Source organism: Methylobacterium sp. 13MFTsu3.1M2 (assembly GCF_900112625.1).
Taxonomy (GTDB): domain Bacteria; phylum Pseudomonadota; class Alphaproteobacteria; order Rhizobiales; family Beijerinckiaceae; genus Methylobacterium.
The window spans coordinates 88,704-108,880 of record NZ_FOMM01000007.1 but is presented as its reverse complement, the minus strand read 5'-3'; the positions used below and the strand labels follow the sequence as shown (position 1 = coordinate 108,880).

Here is a 20,177-nt window from a genome sequence, read left to right as displayed (position 1 = left end):
GCGGAGGAAAGCTCAGCCATGTCGAGCCCATCCATGTCGACGCACGAGGACCATATCGGCGAGGCGGTGGCCCTCGCCGCCGCCAATGTCGAGGCGGGCGGTGCGCCCTACGGCGCGGTCATCGTGCGGGAGGGGACCGTGCTGGTCCGCGCGGCCAACACCGTACACGCGACCAACGACCCCAGCGCCCATGCCGAGATGGTGGCGCTGCGCGAGGCCAGCCGCCTCCTCGGCCGCCGCGACCTCGGCGACTGCGTGATGTACGCGAGCGGCCGACCGTGCCCGATGTGCCACGCCGCGATGCGCCTGGCCGGCTTCAAGGAGGGCTACTTCGCCTTCTCGGCCGAGGAGGCCGAGACCTACGGCGCCGGCAGCGCGTCGATCTACGCCGAACTCTGCCAGCCCCTCGACGCGCAGCCGATGCGCGTCACGCAGCTGCGTCCGCCGGGCGATTCGCCCTACCCGGCGTGGAAGGCGCGCCGCGAGGCCTGACGCGGCGGCGACGGCCTCAATGGGTCCAGGGCGCCGTGCGGTTGAACTTGAAATTGTCCGAGTAGGACAGGCCCTTGCGCTGGACGGGCTTGGCCGGCTGCTCGACGCGGTAGGCGATCCCCTCGCGCTTCGCGTAGGCCACGGCCTCCTCCTCGGTGTCGAATTCCAGGCGCACCTGCTGGAGCATGTCCGAGGACCCGTTCCACCCCATCAGCGGATCGATCTCGCGCGGGCTGGTCCGGTCGAACTCCAGGATCCACTGCTTGGTCCGGGCGAGGCCCGACTGCGTGGCGTCCCGAGACGGACGGAAGATGCGGGCGCTCGGCATCTGACTCGACAAGCTCCTGATCGAATGGTCGGGGCGATAGGATTCGAACCTACGACCCCCTGGTCCCAAACCAGGTGCGCTACCAGACTGCGCCACACCCCGACTGCCACACGGCCTCAATGCCGTAGCGGTTCCGCCGTTCCCCCGCAAGGCGCGGCGCGGTGCGCGCCGACGCTTCCGGGATCGGCCCTTCGCGGCGGCCTGGCCGTCGCATACCACTTGTCAGACAAATTGGGGCGCGGTAGCGTTCGGGCCGGGACGAGGGCCGAACCGCCCCGCTGTCGAACCGGCGCCTGCCATCACTGGGGGGTGGAGGATGGTGCGCCCGGATCGCCGTGCCGGGCGCTTCCGGCCCTCGTCGCCGCAGCGTCGCCGCGGTGCTGCGCCCGCGTCCGCGCGGCGGGCCTTGCCGGCCCGCGCCGGAACGGTGACGATCGCCGCGAGTGACAGGGACCTGCCCGTGTGGACACCGAGCCCGCGCTACCCGGACCCGGCGGTCGAGATTCTCGACGCCGCCTTCGCCCGCTACCGGGTGTTCAACGCGGCGGTCGAGCGCCTCGCGACCGGCTTCCGCTGGTGCGAGGGGCCGGTCTGGTTCGGCGACGGACGCTACCTGCTCTGGAGCGACATCCCCAACGACCGCATCCTGCGCTGGGACGAGGAGAGCGGGGCGGTCGGCCTCTACCGGCGGCCGTCGGGCTTCGCCAACGGCAACACCCGCGACCGGCAGGGGCGGCTCGTCACCTGCGAGCACGGCGGTCGTCGGGTCACCCGGACCGAGCATGACGGCGCGATCACCGTCCTGGCGGACGCGTTCGAGGGCCGCCGGCTCAACTCGCCCAACGACGTGGTGACCGCGGCCGACGGCGCGGTCTGGTTCACCGACCCACCCTTCGGGATCGGCGGGTTCTACGAAGGCGTGCGCGCCGAGCCCGAACTGCCGCAGAACGTCTACCGGCTCGACCCGGTCACCGGTGCGCTGGAGGCCGTGGCCACCGACCTCGCCGGCCCCAACGGCCTGTGCTTCTCACCCGACGGCCGCGTGCTCTACCTCGTGGAATCGCGCGGGCAGCCGACCCGGCGGATCGTCGCCTACGACGTGGTCGCCGGCCGCACGCTCCGCGACCGGCGGGTCCTGATCGATGCCGGGCCGGGCACGCCGGACGGGCTGCGCTGCGACGTCGACGGCAATCTCTGGTGCGGGTGGGGCATGGGCGACGACGCCCTGGACGGCGTCATGGTGTTCAACCCCGACGGCCGGCCGATCGGCCGCATCCGGCTGCCGGAGCGCTGCGCCAACCTCTGCTTCGGCGGCCGGCACCGCAACCGCCTGTTCATGGCGGCGAGCCAGTCGCTCTACGCCGTCCACGTCGACGTCCAGGGCTGCGCCGGCGGGTGAGGCCCGGATGCCCAGCCCTGCATGCGCCGCCGGCGTCGTCGCCGGCACCATGCTTGACCGGAGCGGCGCGCCGACCCACTTCCCGTCCGCCGGGGGCATAGCGGGACACCAGCCGATGATCGAACTCCATTACTGGCCGACGCCGAACGGCCATAAGATCACGATGTTTCTCGAAGAAGCGGGCGTTCCTTACCGCATTCATCCCGTCAATATTGGCAAGGGTGAGCAGTTCAACCCGGATTTCCTCAAGATCGCGCCCAACAATAGGATGCCGGCGATCGTCGACGACGAGCCGGCGGGCGGCGGCGCGCCGGTCACGCTGTTCGAGTCGGGGGCGATCCTGCTCTACCTCGCCGAGAAGACCGGGCGCTTCATCCCGGGTGACGCGCGCGGCCGGGCCGAGGTGCTGCAATGGCTGTTCTGGCAGATGGGCGGCCTCGGCCCGATGCTCGGCCAGAACCACCACTTCTCGCAGTACGCGCCCGAGAAGATCGACTACGCGATCAAGCGCTACGTCAACGAGACCAACCGGCTCTACGGCGTCCTCGACCGGCGGCTGGCCGACCGCGCCTTCGTCGCCGGGCCGGACTACTCCATCGCCGACATGGCCTGCTATCCCTGGATCGTACCGTGGGAGAAGCAGGGGCAGAACCTCGACGAGCACCCGAACCTCAAGCGCTGGTTGACGGCGATCGCCGAGCGGCCCGCCACCAAGGCGGCCTATGCCCGCGCCCCGGAGGTCAATCCCGATTTCGGCAAGACCATGAGCGAGGATGCCAAGAAGGTGATGTTCGGCCAGACCGCCGCCAGCACCAAGCGCTGACCGGATCATGGTCGAGATCCCGCCCGCCCTGCCGCTGCAGGTGATCCACCGCGGCTGGAACACCTTCGGCATCGCCACGCTGACGCTGCAGGACGGCAGCACCGTGCGGCGGGCGCTGGAGGACCACGGGCAGGCGGCCTGCGTGCTGCCCTACGATCCCGAGCGGCGCGTGGCGCTGCTCGTCCGTCAGGCGCGGGTCGGGCCCGCCTTCTGGGGTGAGTCGGCCGAGTTCGACGAAGCCCCGGCGGGCGGCCTCGACGGGGGCGCCCCCGAGGCGACGGCGATCCGGGAGGCGATGGAGGAGGCGGGCGTCCGGCTGACCCGGCTGGAGCCGGTCGCCCACGCCTACAGCATGCCGAGCGTGTCCTCGGAGCGCCTCTGGCTCTACCTGGCGCCCTACGCCGCGGCCGACCGGGTCGGCCTTGGCGGGGGCCTGCACGCGGAGGGCGAGCAGGTGGTGGCCGTGGAGATGCCGCTGGCCGCGCTGGCGGAACAGGCCCGGGCCGGCCGCCTGCCCGATCTCAAGACCCTGGTTCTCGTCCAGGCCCTGATGCTCCGAAGCCCCGAACTGTTCGCCGCATGACCCTCTCGCCCACCGCACCCGCGCCGGATGTCCTCGCGGCGATGCTCGCCTTCGCCGAGGAGGCGGCCCCGCTGGCCCTCGCCATGCGGGCGGGAGGCCTCGCGATGAGCAACAAGGGTCCGGATCTCGGCCAGGCGCTGACCGAGGCCGACCTCGCCGTCAGCCGGTTGATGCACGCGCGGTTCGGCCCCGACCTGATCGAGGAGGAGACCGCCGAGGATCTCGGACAGGCGGCGGCCCGGGCGCTGCTCGCCCGCGACGCCTGGACCTTCGTGGGCGACCCGATCGACGGGACCCGGCCCTTCGCGGGCGGCCTGTCGGGCTGGGGCGTGATGGTGGCGGCCTGCCGCGGTGGCTGGCCCCGGGCCTGCGTCATGAGCCTGCCGGCCTGGAACGAGGACCGCTCCGCACCGGCCGGGGTCGTACCGGCGGAAGCCACGGAGGGTCTCCTGCTGGCGGCGAGCGAGGGCCGCGCCTACTGGGCCCCGACCCGCGGCGGCCGCATGACGACGGCGCTGCGCCCGCTCGAGCGCCCGGAGCGCCGGACCGGCCATGTCGGCTGGCTGTCGGTGACGGCGCAGCGCTACACCCTGGATTACGGCCGCGGCTGGTTCCCCTGGAGCGAGGGCGGGGCGATCTCGGACGCCGCGCTCCTGGCCACCGGGCGCCTCGACGCGACCCTGAGCAACAACCGATTGTGGGACCTGGGCCCGATCCTCCCGCTGTTCGAGGCACTGGGCTTCCGCCTGTTCCACTGGCCCGATCTCGGGGATCCGCCGGCGGACTTCGTGGACCTGTTCGACGCCGAGCTGTCGGCCCATGACGACCTCTGGCTGGTGTGCCGGGATCGCGCGCAGGCCGCCGATCTGGCGACGGCCATCCGCCCCGCCTAGGACAGGGCCCTGCCGGGCCGCGTCCGGGTCGCGTCCGGGCCGGGATGGCCGTCGATCGGGCGGTCCCGGATCGCGCGGGGATCCGGGACCGCTCTCAGAGCGCCGCGATCAGCGACCGGATCCGCGCCTGCGACGCCCTGAGCCCGTCCTCGGCCTGGGTCCGGGCGGTATCGAGCTTCGCCAGCTCGTCCTCCTGGGCACCCATGCGGCTGAGATAGCGGCGCGCCAGCTCGCTGTCCTTCGGAACGGCGCCGAGATTGCTGCGGATGCGCTCCTGCTCCGCCTGCACCTTCGCCGCGCGCTCGCCGATCTCCTCGACGGTCCGGGTCGCCGCGGCGACCTCGGCGCGGGCCTGGGAGAGGGTCTTGAGCTTGCCGCCCAGCTCCGGGTCGGTCGCCAGGGAGGCCCACCGGACGAGCAGCGCCTCGTCGGCGTCGACGAGGTCGTAGGCGTCGATCCGGACGCGCTCGAGCACGGCCCGGGTCTCGGCCGTCCCGCCGGCGGGAACCGCGACCTTGAGGCGATAGGCCGAGGGGGTCTCGCCGTCGCGAGCGGACGCGGTGAGGGTCCAGCCATCCCGTCGGGGATGCTCGATGATCACGGAGCGGGCGGCGTCCGGCGCACCCTTGATCGTGTAGGTCGTGACCTCCCGGGCGATCACCGTCGCGCGCGCCACGCCGTCGACCACGGTGATCTTGGTCAGGGCGTCGCTCGGCGCGGTCTCCGCCTGGACGGCGACCTTGCGGTCGAGGGCGAAGCTGGCGAGCCGCTGCTCGCCGACGGGCGTCGCGGGCAGACGGGCGTCCCCCAGGTAGCCGGCCTTGCGGTCGTAGAGGGTGATGAGGCCCGCCGGCAGGGTCGCGCCGGCGCTGTTGCGGATCCGGAGGGCCGCGATCGGGTGAACCCCCTGGCCTGGCTTCCAGAGGGCGACCCGCTCGGCCTCGATCTCGATATCGAGGAACGGCACCGACAGCGTGCCGCCGGCGCGCAGATCGACCGGATGCGGCAGCGTGAAGTTCGCCGCGACATCCCCCTCGCTGGCGGCGGCGCCCGCGGTGGCGGCCGCGGCGTCGTAGCTCGGTTCCGCGGCCTCCATGCGGCTGTCGCGGGTGTCCATCCGCGCCATCGGGGCCGGAAGGGGCGCGGCGGCGGGGGCCGGGGCGCGCAGGCGCGCGACCGACTTCGACGCGACCGTGCCCGGGTCGAGGTCCGGCATGCCGACATCCTCGACCATTACCGGCGCCTCCGGTCTCTTGCGCCAGTAGCGCTTGTGCAGGCGCTGGAGGAGCGCCACCGGCGAGCCGGACGAGAGGGTGACGTCGACGCCCGTCCAGTCGGCGCCGAGGGCGTTCTCGATAATGGCCCAGGCCTGCAGGTTCGCGCGGCCGCCGCCGCCATCGACGATGCGGTAGCTCGTCTTCCAGACGGGCGCGGCGACGACGTAGGTCAACCGGACCTCGCGTTGGCCCTGCCCGGAGACGGCGATCTCGACCCGGTGGGCGTCGCCGACCTTGGTCTTCCCGGCCGCCGCGATAGCCTCGGCGATCTTGGCCGCCATGGCCGGGTCGAGGATCGTCACGGAGGCGCCGTCCTCGATCGGCACGGATTCGAGCGTGCCGGTCGCGGTCAGGACGGTCAGGATCGAGACGTCGCCGGTCTCAGTCCCGGCATTCCGCTCGGACACGCCGAGCACCCGCCCTTCGAGCGTGCGCCCGCCGCTCTGGACCCGGATCGGGACGCCCTGCAGCTTGCCCACGAGGCGGGTCGGCGCGGACAGGTCGTCCGCGGTGAACGGCATCGTCCGCAGGGTCTCGTCGGCCTGATCCACCCCGTCCAGGCGCAGGGCGCCGACGGTTCCGACGGGATCGCGCACGACGAGGCTCTTGAGGATGTCGTCGACCTGCTCGGGCCGGACGCTGAGCCCGATCGTCCCGTCGCCGTCGACGGCATGGACCAGGGTCACTTCGGCCAGGCCGCCGCTCGACAAGGTCACCGCGCGGATGCCGTCGGGCGCTGCCATCAGGGGCGGTGCGGCTGCAATCATGGACACGAGGACTCCGGCTAAGGTCAGATGCGATCGGATCAATTCGTCTGGCTCCAGTCAGGGCGCGCCCGCCGCACGCGGTCCCACCCTGGCCGACCGGGCGCCGTCCGGCAAAGGCTTCGTGACGCGCGCGGGCGTGAACCGATCGCCGGGGGCCCCTCCCGTGCTGTCCGCGCCGGGGCGCGCCGGGGCGCGGCGCCGATGCGGCGGGACGGGAACGGCGGCGCGATGGGGGAAGGCTGCGGTCCGCGGATGCACCCTACCGTGTCCGGCCGAATGTCCTGCCGTTCCAGACGGCGATCGCGCCGCACGGATCCTGCCCGGATCGTCCGCACGTCGCCCCGGTCATATCGACGATGACCGCCGGGCGGCCTCCCACCGTGCGGAATCGGAGGTCGTGGGCGACGGCGTCGAAGGCGTCCACGAACCCGTCCGTCGTCGAGGCGAAGACCTGCATCTCGCAGCCCGCGGTGCCGCACGCGGCGGACTCGTCATCGCCGCATTGGACGGCCGCGAAATCCAGGATGAAGTCCGGTACAGCGTCGCCGTTCACGTCCTGGCGGGTGATGAAACCCGGCTTGAGCGTGGCCGGCTCGGACCCGCAGGACGCCTCGGCCCGCGCGGCCGCCGCCGCGACCGGCTGCGGGAGATCGTCCGCCGCGGCGGTGAGCGGGACGGCGGGCGGGAGGGCGAGAGCCAGGGCGGCGAGGGCGCGACGCATGCGGCCAGGATCCTCAGGCCCGTCCGCCCTGTCCAGCGCACTAGCTCATCGCGGCCCCGATGGAGGCTACGTGCCGGGCCTTCCTTCGACCCAGGCGCGCAGCGCGTTCGCGCCGTCCGGACGGATGGTGACCGCGACGCTGTGGGCACGGTCGACAGCGGGAATGAGGGCGCCGCTCGACAGGGCGACGTCACCGGCGAGGGCGCCGAAGCCGTATCGGACATCCGCGCATCCAGCGAGGGTGGGTGACCGGTCCTGTGCTCTCCCGGCGCTTCCCCGAGCGTCGACCCGGGGAGCGACCGCCTGCCTGCGGCGCCGGAGAGCCAGACAACCTCTACTCGGCGCAGGCGAAGCGCGTCCCGTCCCACAGGAAGGTCGTGCGGCCCGGCCCTCTCCGGACCGAGCCGCAATTCCATCCCTCGTCGTTCGCCGAAGCCGCCGGCCGGCCATTCAGCGCGCGAAACCGGAGGTCGTGCGCGTAGATGTCCAGCACCACGACGAACCCGTTCTTCGAGGATGCGAGGACGATCTTCGGGCATCCCATGAGGCCGCACTGAGAGACTTCTTCGTCGCCGCATCGGAGGCCGCCGACGTTGAGGATGAAGTCCGTCACCCCGTCACCGTTCACGTCCTGCCGGTCGATGACGAACGGATCGAGAGTCGCCGGCGCGGATCCGCAGGCGGCCTCGACCTCGGCGATGGCCGCAGCCACCGGCGGCGGGAGATCGTCCGCCGCTGCGGCGAGCGGCACGGCGACGAGAAGGGCGGCGACGGCAGGGCGCATGGCGCCAGGATTCGGGCACCCGTCCGCCCTGTCCAGCGCACTAGCTCATCCCGGCCTCGACGGTCGGTGCCGCGCGCCCGTCCTCCCGCGGGGGCCGCCTCGTGAGGGCCCGTGTCCGAGAGGCGCGACGGACCGGGCGGCGCACCGAGTGCCGGTGCGCCGCCCCTCGACCGTCCGGCCGATCAGTTCAGCGTCGCGTTGACCGGGCGGCGCTCGGCCCCGACCGTCACGTCGCCGATCATCAGGCCCATCGGCCCGAGGCGGACCGGCACCGTCTCGCCGTCGTGGACCTTGCCGGAGAGCACCAGCTCGGCCAGCGGATCCTGGACGTTCTTCTGGATCACCCGCTTCAGCGGCCGCGCCCCGTAGGCCGGGTCGTAGCCCTTGTCGGCGAGCCAGTTCTTGGCCTCCTCGTCGACCTCCAGGGTGATCTTGCGATCGTCCAAGAGCTTCTGCAGGCGCCCGAGCTGGATCTCGACGATCGCACCCATCTCCGACCGCGCGAGGCGGTGGAACAGGATGATCTCGTCGACCCGGTTCAGGAATTCCGGCCGGAAGTGCCCCCGCACCACGCCCATCACCTCCTCGCGGACCGCGTCGGTGTCCTGGCCCGCGGGCTGGTTCACCAGATACTCGGCCCCGAGATTCGAGGTCATGATCAGCAGCGTGTTGCGGAAGTCGACCGTCCGCCCCTGGCCGTCGGTGAGCCGCCCGTCGTCGAGAACCTGCAGCAGGACGTTGAACACGTCCGGGTGCGCCTTCTCGACCTCGTCGAACAGCACGACCTGGTAAGGCCGGCGCCGCACGGCCTCGGTGAGGGCGCCGCCCTCCTCATAGCCGACGTAGCCCGGAGGCGCGCCAATCAGCCGGGCGACCGCGTGCTTCTCCATGTACTCGGACATGTCGATGCGCACGAGCGCCGTGTCGTCGTCGAACAGGAAGCCGGCCAGAGCCTTGGTCAGCTCGGTCTTGCCGACGCCCGTCGGGCCCAGGAACATGAACGAGCCGATCGGCCGGTTCGGATCCTGAAGCCCGGCGCGGGCGCGCCGGACCGCGGTCGAGACCGCCTCCACCGCCTCGCGCTGGCCGACGACGCGCTTGGACAGCGCCTCCTCCATGGCCAGGAGCTTCTCCCGCTCGCCCTCCAGCATCTTGTCGACCGGCACGCCGGTCCAGCGGGAGACGACCCCGGCGACGTGGGCGGGCGTGACCGCCTCCTCCATCATCGCGTCGCGGCCGTTCTCCGCCTTCGCCTCGATCTCGGCGAGCTGCTTCTCCAGGCCCGGGATGACCCCGTAGGCGAGCTCACCCGCGCGCTGGTACTGGCCCTGGCGCTGCGCCGCGGCGAGGTCGTTGCGGGCCTCGTCGAGCTTCTTCTTGAGGCCGGCCGCCGTCCCGAGCTTGTCCTTCTCGGCCTTCCACCGGGCGGTGATCGCCGCTGAGCGCTCCTCCAGGTCGCCGAGTTCCTTCTCCAGCCGAACCAGCCGGTCGCGGGAGGCGGAATCGGTCTCCTTCTTGAGCGCCTCGCCCTCGATCTTCAGCCGGACGATCTCGCGGTCGATGTTGTCGAGCTCCTCGGGCTTCGAATCGACCTGCATGCGCAGGCGCGAGCCGGCCTCGTCCACGAGGTCGATCGCCTTGTCGGGAAGGAACCGGTCGGTGATGTAGCGGTTCGACAGCGTCGCGGCCGCGACCAGGGCCGAATCCTGGATGCGCACGCCGTGGTGCTGCTCGTACTTCTCCTTCAAGCCGCGCAGGATCGAGACCGTGTCCTCCACGGTCGGCTCCGACACGAAGACCGGCTGAAAGCGACGGGCGAGCGCCGCGTCCTTCTCGACGTGCTTGCGGTACTCGTCGAGCGTGGTCGCGCCGACGCAGTGCAACTCGCCGCGGGCGAGCGCGGGCTTCAGGAGATTCGAGGCGTCCATGGCGCCGTCCGCCTTCCCGGCGCCGACCAGCGTGTGCATCTCGTCGATGAACAGGATGATGCCGCCCTCGGCCGCCGTGACCTCGGAGAGCACGCCCTTCAGCCGCTCCTCGAACTCGCCGCGATACTTCGCGCCGGCGATCAGCGCACCCATGTCGAGGGCGAGGAGGCTCTTGTCCCGCAGGGATTCGGGCACGTCGCCGTTGACGATGCGCAGGGCCAGACCCTCGACGATCGCGGTCTTGCCGACGCCGGGCTCGCCGATGAGGACCGGGTTGTTCTTGGTCCGCCGGGACAGGACCTGGATGGTCCGCCGGATCTCCTCGTCGCGGCCGATGACCGGGTCGAGCTTGCCCTCTCGGGCGGCCTCGGTGAGGTCGCGGGCATACTTCTTCAGCGCGTCATAGGCGTTCTCGGCCGAGGCATTGTCGGCGGTGCGGCCCTTGCGCAGGGCGTTGATCGCGGCGTTGAGCGAAGCCGGGGTGACGCCTGCCGCCTGGAGCGCGCGGCCGGCCTCGGAATCCTTCTCCACCGCCAGGGCAAGGAGCAGCCGCTCCACCGTCACGTAGGAATCGCCCGCCTTCTCGGCGGCCTTCTCGGCGGTGTCGAACAGGCGCATCAGCTCACGTGTCGCCTGCGGGGCGGACGCGTTGCCGGAGACCTTCGGCTGCTTGGCGAGCCACTGCTCGGTCTGAGCCAGCGCGACGCGCGACTGGCCGCCCGCGCGGTCGATCAGGCCGGCGCAGAGGCCCTCCGGATCGTCGAGCAGCACCTTGAGCAGGTGGCCCGGCTGAAGCTGGGGATGTCCCTCGCGCATCGCGAGGTTCTGAGCCGCCTGCACGAAGCCGCGGGCGCGCTCGGTGTACTTCTCGAAGTTCATGCACAACCCTCCCGTACCGGCATCCGCCGCCCGATGAGAGGCGCGGCGCCACCGAAACGTCGCCCTCCGGCTATCCGCCGCGCGAGGGCCCCGGCGCCGTGGTGGCCGCCGGTAGACCCGATGTGGTGTTGCAATTGAGCACCACAAGGGGCCGCGAAGCTCTTGCGCGCCGGATCATTTCAGGGCCACGCTCCGCGCATGACCGCATTGATTCATGTCAGCGCCCTGTATCGCTACCCGGTGAAGGGCCTGAGCCCCGAACCCGTCGAGCGGGCGGAGCTCGAGACCAGCGGCCACTTCCCGGGCGACCGGCTCTACGCCATCGAGAACGGTCCGTCGGGCTTCAACGCGGTTGCGCCCCGCCACCAGCCCAAGACCAAGTACCTGATGCTCATGCGCGACGAGGCGCTCGCCCGCCTGCGCACCCGCTACGACGATGCCACGGCGACGCTGACCGTGGAGGGGTACGGCGACCCGCAGGCCTTCCGGCTCGACACCGAGGCGGGTCGCGAGGGCCTCGCGGAGCTGATGCGGCGCTACGTCCCCGAGAGCCTCCGGGGCGAGCCGAAGGTCCTCGCCGCGCCGCCGCAGTACCGGTTCACCGACTCCCCGACCGGCTACGTGTCGCTCATCAACCGGGCGAGCGTGGCCGCGGTGGAGGACTACCTCGGCGCGCCCGTGGACCCGCTGCGCTTCCGCGGCAACCTGCTGGTCGAGGGGCTCGAACCCTTCGCCGAGCTGGAGATGGTCGGGCAGGTGGTCGAGGCGCCGAGCGGGTTGCGGCTCAAGATCACCAAGCGGACGGTGCGATGCGCGGCGACCAACGTCGACCCGGTCAGCGGCGTGCGCGACTGCGACATCCCCTGGACCCTCGACGCGCGCCTCGGGCACCGCGACCTCGGCGTCTACGCGGAGGTGATCGCCGGCGGGCCGCTGGCGCGGGGCGACGCGTTGCGCGTGGTGGGGTGACGCGCGACGGGTGATCCCAGCGCTGCCGTTGTTGCGAGAGCAGCGAAGCGAGCGAGGCAGCGCCACGCTGACACGCCGCGCGCCGCCCTGGGTCACTTCGCTGCGCTCGTGATGACGGGTGGGCGCGGTCAGCGGGACGTCGTGTCAGAGCCGTGACACGTAGGCAGCGAGATCCTTGATGTCCGCGTCGCTCAGGGCCTGCGCGACCTCGTTCATGGCGGGGTCGTAGCCGGGCCGGGCGTTCGACTTGTAGCCGGCGAGCGCCTTGGCGAGATACTCCTCCCGCTGCGCGCGGATCCGCGGGATCGCGTCCCGGCCCGCGAGATCCGGCCCGTGGCAGGAATTGCACTGGTGCTTGGTGACCAGCGCCTGCGCGCGCGCCGCCAGGGCCGCGTCGGCCGGCGGCCCGGACCAGGCGGGCGGCGGCAGCGTCGCCACCGCGTCGGCGTAAGCGCGCAGGTCGTCGTCGGAGAATCCGGCAGCGACCTCGTTCATCGGCGGCGCCTCCCGCTGTTTCTCCCGGAACTGGAAGAGCTGCGTGACCACGTAGTCCGGGAGCTGCCCGCCGAGCGAGGGCACGCCCTCCGTCGCCGACGTGCCGGCCCCGTGGCAGCCGATGCAGGGGGCGAGGCGCTCCTGCATCGCCGCGTCCGGGGCGGCGAGCGCCGCGCCCGCCAGCAGCAGCCCGCCGAGGGCGGGGACCAGCCCGCGGGCTGCCCGGGTGGGGCGGCGCATCACCGGCCGTAGCTGACGCGGTAGATCGCGCCGTTGTAATCGTCGGAGACGAGCAGCGCTCCGTCCTTGGCGACCAGCACGTCGACGGGCCGGCCGACATACTTGTTGTCCTGGAGGAAGCCGGTCAGGAACGGCTCAACCGCGGCGGTCTTGCCGTCCGGTCCGGGCTTAGCCACGACCACGTCGCCGCCGAGCTTGGTCGTGCGGTTCCACGAGCCGTGCCGGGCGACGAACATCGCGTCGCGGTAAGCCTCCGGGAACTGCGTGCCGGTGTAGAACCGCAGGCCGAGGGAGGCCGTGTGCGGGCCGAGGAGCGCCGCCGGCGCGGTGAATTCCGAGCAGGCATGGCCCCAGCCGTATTCCGGATCCGTGAACGTGCCCTGGTGGCAGTACGGATAGCCGAAATGCTGCTTGCCCGGCTCCGTGAGCACGTTCAGCTCGTCGTTCGGGATGTCCTCGGAGACCCAGTCGCGGCCGTTATCGGTGAACCAGAGCTGCTTGGTCTTCGGGTTCCAGTCGAACCCGACGGTGTTGCGCACGCCGCGGGCGACCACTTCGGCGTTCTTGCCGTCGAGGTCCATGCGCCGGATCTGCGCGTGCGTGTCCGGCGGCATCACGATGTTGCCCGGCGCGCCGACCGGGACGTAGAGCTTGTTGTCCGGGCCGATGGCGATGAACTTCCAGCCGTGGGCCTCGTCCTTCGGCAGGTCGTCGTAGACCAGGGTCGGCTTCGCCGCACCGTCGAGGTGGTTGGCGATGTCATCGTAGCGCCAGATCTTCGAGAGTTCGGCCACGTAGAGGGCACCGTCGTGGTACGCGACGCCGTTCGGCCGGTGCAGGCCCGTCGCGATGGTCTTCACCGCGCGCTTCCCGTCACCGTCCGGGTTCGGCAGCACCGCGTAGACCTTCCCCACCGTCCGGGTGCCCACGTACAGCGTGCCGTCCGGCGCCTGGGTCATCTCGCGGGCGTTGGCGAGGCCGCTGGCGTAGACCTCGATCTTGAAACCCTCCGGGACCTTCAGCTTGTCGAGCGGCAGCTTGGCGGCCGCGGTCGCCAGAGGCGGTCCGGCCACCGGCGCGAGCTTGGCCGCGGCGCCGCCCTCGGGCCGGCCGTAGAGCGCCGAGCCGCGATCGACCTGGACGCTGGGCGGCGGGGCGGCGGTCGCGGGCGTCTCCTGCGCGACGACCGGGCCGGATCCCATCAGGCCGAGACTGAGTCCGGCGAGGGCGGCGGCGAGGCCGCGGGTCAGGATCGGCTGGTTGATCGGCGTCATGATGTCTCCCGGTGGCGGCGGCCTCGCGGACCGCCCGCTCGCTCTGCACTCTTTATTCAACGGTCCGCCGGGGAGTGCGACCGGCCCGGGCGGCAGGGAGGCGACACTCCGCGGCCGCCGTAACGTCGGCCGGGATTCGGTGCGCCGCCGCGTCCTCCGGGGCCATCTTCGGCTGTCGCGTCGGCTCACCTTGCGTTTTGGGCAATGATCTCCGAAAACGCCCCCCGTCCGGGAAGCTTAGGCTTGGCCGGGGCTGCCGGCCGTCCGCCGGAGTCCGGCCGACGCGGCGTTCCGATCCGGTTCGAGGACACGTATCGATGATCGATTACGCGCAGGCGCGGCGGATGATGGTCGACTGCCAGTTGCGGACCTTCGACGTGAACGACAACACGGTGCTCGACGCGTTCGACACCGTGCCGCGCGAGGCCTTCGTGCCGAAGGGCCGCGAGCCCTTCGCGTATATCGACCAGACCCTGAACCTGGGCGAGGCCGGCGGCGAGACCCGCTGCATGCCGGCCCCGATGGTCGTAGCCCGGATGATCCAGGCCCTGCGGGTCCGGCCGGGCGTCGCCGCCCTCGACGTCGCCACCGGCTACGGCTACGCCGCCGCCGTCATGGCGGAACTCGGCGCGCAGGTGACGGCGCTGGAATCGGTGCCCGATCTCGCCGCGGCGGCGCGCACCCGGCTCGGCGCCTCCGCCCAGGTGATCGAAGGCCCGATCGCCGACGGTGCGCCCAAGCAGGGCCCCTTCGACGTCATCCTGATCAACGGCCGGGTCGAGGTCCGGCCGCAGGCGCTGCTGAACCAGCTCAAGGACGACGGTCGCCTGGTCTGCGTGTTCGGTCCGCACCGCAACGCCAAGGTCACGCTCTTCGTGCGCGCCGGCGACGCGTTCGGCGCTCGGCCGCTGTTCGACGCGTCGCTGCCCGGTCTCGAGGCCTTCGCGGTGGAAGCCGGCTTCGCGTTCTGACAGCGCGCGCCGGATCGCGTCCGCCCCCGTCGGCGCGGGCGGATCCGTGACTGCGCCGCAGGCCCCGATCAGCCGAGCCTGTAATCCCCCAGCCGGGCCCGGCGGGCGCTCCGGCGATAGGCCATCACCGAGTCGGGCCAGAGGGTGTTGTTGCGCCCGGACGCGTCGAGGTACCAGCTGCGGCAACCGCCGGCCTGCCAGATGCTGTCGGCCATGCGGCTGTGGATCCGGTCCACGAACCGGGCCTGGGCCTCCGGCCGGACCTCGATGGTCTGCCTCCCGCGGCGCAGCGCCTTCAGGCAGTCGAGGACGTGCTGCACCTGGATCTCGATCATCGAGATGACCGAGTTGTGGCCCAGCCCGGTATTGGGCCCGAGCAGCATGAAGAAATTGGGGAATCCCGCGACCGTGATGCCCTGATAGGCGCCCACGCCGCCGGACCAGGCCTCAGTCAAGCTCCGGCCGTCGCGGCCGACGAGGTGCATCCGCGCGAAGGTCGCGGCCACGTCGAAGCCCGTGGCATAGACGATCACGTCGAGGTCGTGATGCCGCCCGGCCTCGGTGGTCACGCCGGTCTCGGTGATCCGGGCGATGCCGTCCGTCTCCAGGGTGACGTTCGGACGCTGGAGCGCGGGGTAGTACTCGTCGGAGATCAGCACCCGCTTGCAGCCGAGGCGGTAATTCGGCGTCAGCTTCGCCCGCAGGGCCTTGTCGGGGACCGCCTTGGCGAGATGGTGCCGCGCCAGGGACTCGGCCTGGCCGGTGAGCTTCGAGACCTTGGTGAAGCCGAGCAGCGCCCGCACCTCGTGCAGCCAGAACAACCGCGCCCGCTCGAGCCGCCGGCTGAGCGGCAGGCGCCGGTAGCGCTCCCGGGCCCGCTCCGCGATGGCGTGGTCGTTCTTGGGCATGATCCAGGGCGGGGTGCGCTGGAACAGCGTCAGGTGCGACGCGACGGCAGCGAGTTCCGGCACCACCTGGATCGCGCTGGCGCCGGTGCCGATCACCCCGACCCGCTTGCCGGCCAGCACCGCGGAGTGGTCCCAGGCCGCCGTGTGGAAGGCGGGGCCGGCGAACGCGTCGCGGCCGGGGATGTCCGGGTAGGCCGGATGGTGGAGCCCGCCCATGCCCGCGACGATCGCGCGCGCCGTGATCGGTCCCCGGTCGGTCTCCACGTGCCACAGGGCGCGCGCCGCGTCCCAGGTGGCGCCGGTGAAGGTCGTCCCGAGCTGGATCAGGGGTGTCAGGCCGTTCCGCTCGGCGGTGTCCCGGAGATAGGCCAGGATCTCCGGCTGCGGCGCGTACATCCGGCTCCAGTCGGCCTTCGGCGCGAAGGACAGCGAGTAGAGGTGCGAGGGGACGTCGCAGGCCGCCCCCGGGTAGGTGTTGTCGTGCCACGTGCCGCCGATGCCGTCGGCCTTCTCGATCACCCGCAGCGGGCTGATTCCCGCCTGCCGGCAGCGGATCGCCATCGCGAGCCCCGAGAATCCGGCGCCGACGATCAGGACGGCCAGGGTCTCGTCTGCGGGCTCGGTCATCGCTGGGTGCTCCCGGACGGGGCGTGCGGCGCGTGCGCCGTCAGGAAGGCCGCGGCCTCGTCGAGGGAGGTCCGCGCCTCCGGCAGCATGCTGGCGGCGAACTGCCAGGCGTGGGACACGACCGGGAACAGCTTGAGCTCCGTCTCGACGCCGGCCCTGCGGGCCCGCTCCGCCATGCGCACGGAATCGTCGCGCAGGACCTCACGGGCGCCGACATGGAACAGCAGCGGCGGGAAGCCGGTCGGGTCGCCGTAGAGCGGCGAGACCCGCGGATCGGCCGGATCGGCGGCGCCCAGATACATCGGCCGGATCGCCGCGAGCGCCTGCGGGTCGAACATGGCGTCGCGCCACGCATTGGTCACCCGCGATCCGTCCTCGGACATGAAGTCCGTGGCCGGCGAGAACAGGGCCGCCGCCCAGGGCATCGGCAGGCCGCGGGCGCGGGCCTCGCCCATCAGCACGAGGGCGAGGTTGCCGCCGGCCGACTCGCCCGCCACGCAGGCGGCCCCCTCGGCGCTGAACGCCGCCCATACCGCCGTGACGTCGTCGACCGCCGCGGGGAACGGGTGCTCGGGGGCGAGGCGGTACTCGGGCGCGAAGATCGTGAAGCCCCGGTTCGCCAGCGCGCCGGTGACCGGACGGTGCGTCCGCGGCGAGCAGGCGATGAAGCCGCCGCCGTGGATGTAGAGCATCCGCCGGCCGGGGCCCGCTTTCGGCCGGACCCACTCGCCCTTCACGCCACCGACGATGCCCGGCTCGTAGGTGACGCCCTTGGGGTCGGGGAAGGTCGGTGCCTCGAAGATCCGGCGGAACGCGGCCGCGTCCCGCGCCCGGGACAGGGGGCCGCGGACCCGGCTGCGGACCATGTAGGCCCCGAGATACGCGCGCAGGCTCGCCATCTCAGAGCGTCCCGCCGGACAGGCGCACGATCGTCTTCCAGTAGCCCACCGGCATCAGCCGCTGGATCAGCGCGGCGTTCTTCGCGTCCTTGCCGATGACGATCCGAGGCGCCCGGGCCTCGATGCCGCGGATGATGTCGGCGGCCGCGTCGGCGGGCGCCAGGGTCAGGAGCTTGCCGAACGCCTCCCGCGCCTCCTCGTCCTCTACGGCCGCGCGCTTCGCAGCCTCCGGATCGCTCGGCGGCCGCCGGCCGCGGGCGTTGCGGGAGATGGCGGTGGCGACGCCGCCCGGGTGGACCACCGTCACCCCGAGGCCGGTGCCGGCGTACTCGTGCCGCAGCGCCTCCGAGAAGCCGCGCACGCCGAACTTGCTGGTGCAGTAGGCGACCTGGCCCGGCGGCGCGATCAGACCGAACAGGCTCGACAGGTTGACGATCTGCGCCGCCGGCCGGGCGCGGAGCATCGGCAGGAAGGCGTGGCACATCCGCACGACGGCGCGCAGGTTGATGTCGAGAAGCCACTCGAAATCGTCGAGATGCGTCTCGTCGAACCGGCCGCCGAGGGCGACGCCGGCATTGTTGATGAGGAGGTCGAGATGCCCGGACCGCTCCGCGACCCAGGCGGGCAGCGCGCGGATCCCCTCGGCATCCGTGAGGTCGAGGACGCGCGTCTCCACCGTGACGCCGCGGATCTTCGCGGCGACGGCCGCGAGGCCGGTCTCGTCTCGGTCCACCAGGAGAAGGGTGCAGCCCTTCGCGGCGAGGCCCTCGGCCAGCGCCGCGCCGATGCCGCTCGCCGCCCCGGTGATCAGGGCCACCGCGCCCGCGAGTTGGAACCGCTGTGCCAAACCGCGCCCCCCGTGCCGCCGATCTGGATCGGATCGTCCACGGGGGATAGGCCCCGACGGCCGGATTGTCTAGGGTGAACACCCTAGACGGGGACGGGATCATGTCGCGGGGCGAGGGTCGGAGGGTCGAGTGCGAGCGGGAGGTCGGCCCGGAGCCCGGTCCCGCGGCCGCGTCGCCCGACACGCGCACCCGGATCCTCGCCGTCAGCCTCGCGCTGTTCAATGCCCGCGGCCTCGGCCACGTCACGACGGCGGAGATCGCGGCCGCGGCGGGGATCCGCGAGGGCAATCTGCAGTACCATTTCCCGCGCAAGCGCGGCCTCGTCGAAGCCCTGTTCACGGCCTTCGAGACCGAGGCCGTGGCGGTGGCGGGCCGGATGCCCGCCGATCCCGCGGCGCCGGAGGCGCTGCTCGCCTACCAGAGGGCGTGGTTCGACCTGATGTGGCGCTACCGCTGCGTCTACCGCGACGGTATCGCCATGGTGGATATCGCGCCGGCCCTGCGCGCCCGGGTGCACGCGCTGCGGGCCGAGACCCAGGCGCTGGCCCGCGCCGTGTTCGAGGCGGCCGTGCGGGCGGGGCGGCTGCGCGTTTCCCCGGACGCGCTCGGGCGGCTCATCGACAACGCCTGGATCGTGTCGAGCCACTGGATGAGCCACCGTCTCCAGGGCGGCACCGCCCTGACGGAAGCGGATCGGGACTGGGGCTTTGCGCAGGTCCGCGACCTCTTCGCGCCCTATCTCGCGCCTGAGAGCCCTACTTGACGGCCACTGGCCCGATCCTTCCATGCGCTCCGGCCAAGCTCGGACCCGAAGGACGCGATGCTCGACCGTCTGACCCATGCCGGCCTCAGCCTGCTCGTGCTGCTCGCGGTCGCGTTCCTGTTCTCGACCAACCGGCGGGCGATCAGTCCCCGGGTGGTCCTCACGGGACTGGCTTTGCAGGTCGGCCTCGGCGCGCTGGTCCTGTTCCTGCCCGCCGGGCAGGCCGCGCTGCGCGCCGCCGCGGACGCGGTCGTGACCGTGCTGTCCTACGGCGACCGCGGTACGGCCTTCCTGTTCGGCGGCCTCGTCGAGCCGAAGATGTTCGAGCTGTTCGGCGGCTCGGGCTTCATCCTGGCGCTGCGGGTCCTGCCGCAGATCCTCTACGTCTCCGCGCTGATCGGCGTGCTCTACCACCTCGGCGTGATGCAGGTGCTCGCCCGCGGGCTCGGCGCCGTGCTCCGGCGGATCCTCGGCACCTCGCCGATCGAGTCGTTCTCGGCGGTGATCACGATCGCCATCGGCCAGAGCGAGATCGCCGTCGCCCTGCGCCCGTTCCTCGCCCTGCTGACCGGCGCCGAGCTGTTCGCCGTCATGTCGAGCGGCGCCGCGTCGACGGCGGGCTCGATCCTGGCCGGCTACGCGGCGCTCGGCGTGCCCATGACCTACCTGCTCGCGGCCTCCGTGATGGCGATCCCGGGGGGCCTCGTCTACGCCAAGATCCTGATGCCCTCGACGGAACCGACCCGGATCGCCACCACCCGGGTGGAGTTCGGCGAGACGCGGGCGGCCAACATCATCGAGGCGGCGGCCGACGGCACTCAGAAGGGGCTCGCGGTGGCGGTCTCGGTGGGGGCCATGCTGATCGCCTTCGTCGGGCTGATCGCGCTGGCGGACGGCCTGTTCGGCACCCTCGGCGGCTGGATCGGCTACCCGTCCGCCTCGTTCGAGGGCGTGCTTGGCTGGGCGCTCGCCCCGCTGGCGTGGCTGCTCGGCGTGCCCTGGGACCAGGCGACCCTGGTCGGCGGGGCGATCGGCCAGAAGCTCGCCTTCAACGAGTTCCTGGCCTACGCCAATTTGTCGCCGGTCCTGAAAGCCGGGACCCTCGAGCCGCGGGCGCAGGCCATCGTCTGCTTCGCCCTGTGCGGCTTCGCGAATCTCGCGTCGATCGCGATCCAGCTCGCGAGCTTCTCCAGCCTCGTCCCGGAGCGGCGCTCGGAGGTCGCCCGGTACGGCCTGCGGGCCATCCTCGCGGGGACGCTGTCGAACCTCACGAGCGCGGCGATCGCGGGGCTGTTCGTGGCGTGACGGG

General features: G+C 72.1%; 19 protein-coding genes and 1 tRNA gene. 9 read left to right on the top strand and 11 right to left on the bottom strand.

The annotated features are described in order from the left end of the window. Nucleotides 1–33: 33 nt before the first annotated feature. A complete protein-coding gene (locus BM314_RS07590) occupies nucleotides 34–492 on the top strand; it encodes a nucleoside deaminase (protein ID WP_091925371.1) in 459 nt (152 codons plus the stop codon). A gap of 16 nt (nucleotides 493–508) precedes the next feature. On the opposite strand, the gene BM314_RS07585 is transcribed toward BM314_RS07590, so the two are convergent. Together BM314_RS07585 and BM314_RS07580 are read right to left on the bottom strand one after the other, a co-directional pair. After that, the gene (locus BM314_RS07585) at nucleotides 509–820 is read right to left on the bottom strand and encodes an ETC complex I subunit (protein WP_020090615.1); all 312 of its coding nucleotides are present in this window, start codon (nucleotides 818–820) and stop codon (nucleotides 509–511) included. 25 nt (nucleotides 821–845) lie between these two features. After that, a tRNA-Pro gene (locus BM314_RS07580) sits at nucleotides 846–922 on the bottom strand. A 358-nt stretch (nucleotides 923–1,280) separates the two neighbouring features. Between BM314_RS07580 and BM314_RS07575 the strand changes: the two genes are divergently transcribed. From BM314_RS07575 to BM314_RS07560, 4 genes are all read left to right on the top strand, one after another. After that, entirely contained in the window at nucleotides 1,281–2,219 is a 939-nt protein-coding gene (locus BM314_RS07575) for an SMP-30/gluconolactonase/LRE family protein (protein ID WP_056531771.1), read from the top strand. A gap of 115 nt (nucleotides 2,220–2,334) precedes the next feature. Continuing rightward, nucleotides 2,335–3,042: a glutathione S-transferase N-terminal domain-containing protein gene (locus BM314_RS07570; RefSeq protein ID WP_091977731.1), complete on the top strand. Its 708-nt coding sequence runs from the start codon at nucleotides 2,335–2,337 to the stop codon at nucleotides 3,040–3,042. 7 nt (nucleotides 3,043–3,049) lie between these two features. After that, entirely contained in the window at nucleotides 3,050–3,625 is a 576-nt protein-coding gene (locus tag BM314_RS07565) for an NUDIX domain-containing protein (RefSeq protein ID WP_091977730.1), read from the top strand. Further along, nucleotides 3,622–4,518 (top strand): inositol monophosphatase family protein, encoded by an 897-nt coding sequence (locus tag BM314_RS07560; RefSeq protein WP_091977729.1) that lies wholly within the window; start codon nucleotides 3,622–3,624, stop codon nucleotides 4,516–4,518. The genes BM314_RS07565 and BM314_RS07560 overlap by 4 nt, the downstream gene beginning before the upstream one ends. A 94-nt stretch (nucleotides 4,519–4,612) precedes the next feature. Here BM314_RS07560 and BM314_RS07555 read toward each other — a convergent pair whose 3' ends face one another. From BM314_RS07555 to clpB, 4 genes are all read right to left on the bottom strand, one after another. Further along, the gene (locus BM314_RS07555; protein ID WP_244539881.1) at nucleotides 4,613–6,562 is read right to left on the bottom strand and encodes a DUF4139 domain-containing protein; all 1,950 of its coding nucleotides are present in this window, start codon (nucleotides 6,560–6,562) and stop codon (nucleotides 4,613–4,615) included. 259 nt (nucleotides 6,563–6,821) lie between these two features. After that, nucleotides 6,822–7,283: a hypothetical protein gene (locus tag BM314_RS07550; RefSeq protein WP_091977727.1), complete on the bottom strand. Its 462-nt coding sequence runs from the start codon at nucleotides 7,281–7,283 to the stop codon at nucleotides 6,822–6,824. 334 nt (nucleotides 7,284–7,617) lie between these two features. Further along, the gene (locus BM314_RS07545) at nucleotides 7,618–8,067 is read right to left on the bottom strand and encodes a hypothetical protein (protein WP_091977726.1); all 450 of its coding nucleotides are present in this window, start codon (nucleotides 8,065–8,067) and stop codon (nucleotides 7,618–7,620) included. A gap of 182 nt (nucleotides 8,068–8,249) precedes the next feature. Next, complete coding sequence (gene clpB / locus BM314_RS07540; RefSeq protein WP_091925350.1) at nucleotides 8,250–10,874, bottom strand: ATP-dependent chaperone ClpB; 2,625 nt, start codon at nucleotides 10,872–10,874, stop codon at nucleotides 8,250–8,252. Between the two features lie 198 nt (nucleotides 10,875–11,072). On the opposite strand from clpB, the gene BM314_RS07535 reads away from it, so the two are divergent. Continuing rightward, complete coding sequence (locus tag BM314_RS07535) at nucleotides 11,073–11,843, top strand: MOSC domain-containing protein (protein ID WP_042671271.1); 771 nt, start codon at nucleotides 11,073–11,075, stop codon at nucleotides 11,841–11,843. A 144-nt stretch (nucleotides 11,844–11,987) separates the two neighbouring features. Here BM314_RS07535 and BM314_RS07530 read toward each other — a convergent pair whose 3' ends face one another. After that, nucleotides 11,988–12,578, bottom strand: coding sequence for a c-type cytochrome (locus BM314_RS07530; protein ID WP_091977725.1), 591 nt, complete (start codon nucleotides 12,576–12,578; stop codon nucleotides 11,988–11,990). Next, nucleotides 12,578–13,852: a PQQ-dependent sugar dehydrogenase gene (locus BM314_RS07525; RefSeq protein WP_170868060.1), complete on the bottom strand. Its 1,275-nt coding sequence runs from the start codon at nucleotides 13,850–13,852 to the stop codon at nucleotides 12,578–12,580. Before BM314_RS07525 ends, BM314_RS07530 begins: the two co-directional genes overlap by 1 nt. Nucleotides 13,853–14,169: 317 nt before the next feature. Here BM314_RS07525 and BM314_RS07520 point away from each other — a divergent pair, with 317 nt between their 5' ends. Continuing rightward, entirely contained in the window at nucleotides 14,170–14,823 is a 654-nt protein-coding gene (locus BM314_RS07520; RefSeq protein ID WP_091977724.1) for a protein-L-isoaspartate O-methyltransferase family protein, read from the top strand. A 68-nt stretch (nucleotides 14,824–14,891) separates the two neighbouring features. Here the strand turns inward: BM314_RS07520 and BM314_RS07515 are convergent, their stop codons facing one another. From BM314_RS07515 to BM314_RS07505, 3 genes are read right to left on the bottom strand one after another with little or no spacing between them, the layout of a single operon-like run. Further along, the gene (locus BM314_RS07515; RefSeq protein WP_091977723.1) at nucleotides 14,892–16,358 is read right to left on the bottom strand and encodes a flavin-containing monooxygenase; all 1,467 of its coding nucleotides are present in this window, start codon (nucleotides 16,356–16,358) and stop codon (nucleotides 14,892–14,894) included. Beyond that, nucleotides 16,355–17,257, bottom strand: coding sequence for an alpha/beta hydrolase (locus BM314_RS07510; RefSeq protein ID WP_091679093.1), 903 nt, complete (start codon nucleotides 17,255–17,257; stop codon nucleotides 16,355–16,357). Before BM314_RS07510 ends, BM314_RS07515 begins: the two co-directional genes overlap by 4 nt. 1 nt (nucleotide 17,258) lies before the next feature. After that, on the bottom strand, nucleotides 17,259–18,104 hold the full coding sequence (locus tag BM314_RS07505; RefSeq protein ID WP_091977722.1) for an SDR family NAD(P)-dependent oxidoreductase: 846 nt from the start codon (nucleotides 18,102–18,104) through the stop codon (nucleotides 17,259–17,261). Nucleotides 18,105–18,178: 74 nt separating this feature from the next. Here BM314_RS07505 and BM314_RS07500 point away from each other — a divergent pair, with 74 nt between their 5' ends. Both BM314_RS07500 and BM314_RS07495 read left to right on the top strand, forming a co-directional pair. Further along, complete coding sequence (locus BM314_RS07500) at nucleotides 18,179–18,868, top strand: TetR/AcrR family transcriptional regulator (RefSeq protein ID WP_244539880.1); 690 nt, start codon at nucleotides 18,179–18,181, stop codon at nucleotides 18,866–18,868. A 57-nt stretch (nucleotides 18,869–18,925) separates the two neighbouring features. Further along, nucleotides 18,926–20,173, top strand: coding sequence for a NupC/NupG family nucleoside CNT transporter (locus BM314_RS07495; protein ID WP_020090599.1), 1,248 nt, complete (start codon nucleotides 18,926–18,928; stop codon nucleotides 20,171–20,173). Nucleotides 20,174–20,177 lie beyond the last annotated feature (4 nt).

Bases quoted from the DNA above. Each gene is read 5' to 3' on its own strand.
- BM314_RS07520 (WP_091977724.1), top strand. From the start codon at position 14,170: ATGATCGATTACGCGCAGGCGCGGCGGATGATGGTCGACTGCCAGTTG.
- BM314_RS07515 (WP_091977723.1), bottom strand. From the start codon at position 16,358: ATGACCGAGCCCGCAGACGAGACCCTGGCCGTCCTGATCGTCGGCGCC.
- BM314_RS07565 (WP_091977730.1), top strand. From the start codon at position 3,050: ATGGTCGAGATCCCGCCCGCCCTGCCGCTGCAGGTGATCCACCGCGGC.
- clpB (WP_091925350.1), bottom strand. From the start codon at position 10,874: ATGAACTTCGAGAAGTACACCGAGCGCGCCCGCGGCTTCGTGCAGGCG.
- BM314_RS07590 (WP_091925371.1), top strand. From the start codon at position 34: ATGTCGACGCACGAGGACCATATCGGCGAGGCGGTGGCCCTCGCCGCC.
- BM314_RS07545 (WP_091977726.1), bottom strand. From the start codon at position 8,067: ATGCGCCCTGCCGTCGCCGCCCTTCTCGTCGCCGTGCCGCTCGCCGCA.
- BM314_RS07585 (WP_020090615.1), bottom strand. From the start codon at position 820: ATGCCGAGCGCCCGCATCTTCCGTCCGTCTCGGGACGCCACGCAGTCG.
- BM314_RS07510 (WP_091679093.1), bottom strand. From the start codon at position 17,257: ATGGCGAGCCTGCGCGCGTATCTCGGGGCCTACATGGTCCGCAGCCGG.
- BM314_RS07560 (WP_091977729.1), top strand. From the start codon at position 3,622: ATGACCCTCTCGCCCACCGCACCCGCGCCGGATGTCCTCGCGGCGATG.
- BM314_RS07550 (WP_091977727.1), bottom strand. From the start codon at position 7,283: ATGCGTCGCGCCCTCGCCGCCCTGGCTCTCGCCCTCCCGCCCGCCGTC.
- BM314_RS07530 (WP_091977725.1), bottom strand. From the start codon at position 12,578: ATGCGCCGCCCCACCCGGGCAGCCCGCGGGCTGGTCCCCGCCCTCGGC.
- BM314_RS07525 (WP_170868060.1), bottom strand. From the start codon at position 13,852: ATGACGCCGATCAACCAGCCGATCCTGACCCGCGGCCTCGCCGCCGCC.
- BM314_RS07535 (WP_042671271.1), top strand. From the start codon at position 11,073: ATGACCGCATTGATTCATGTCAGCGCCCTGTATCGCTACCCGGTGAAG.
- BM314_RS07495 (WP_020090599.1), top strand. From the start codon at position 18,926: ATGCTCGACCGTCTGACCCATGCCGGCCTCAGCCTGCTCGTGCTGCTC.
- BM314_RS07555 (WP_244539881.1), bottom strand. From the start codon at position 6,562: ATGATTGCAGCCGCACCGCCCCTGATGGCAGCGCCCGACGGCATCCGC.
- BM314_RS07570 (WP_091977731.1), top strand. From the start codon at position 2,335: ATGATCGAACTCCATTACTGGCCGACGCCGAACGGCCATAAGATCACG.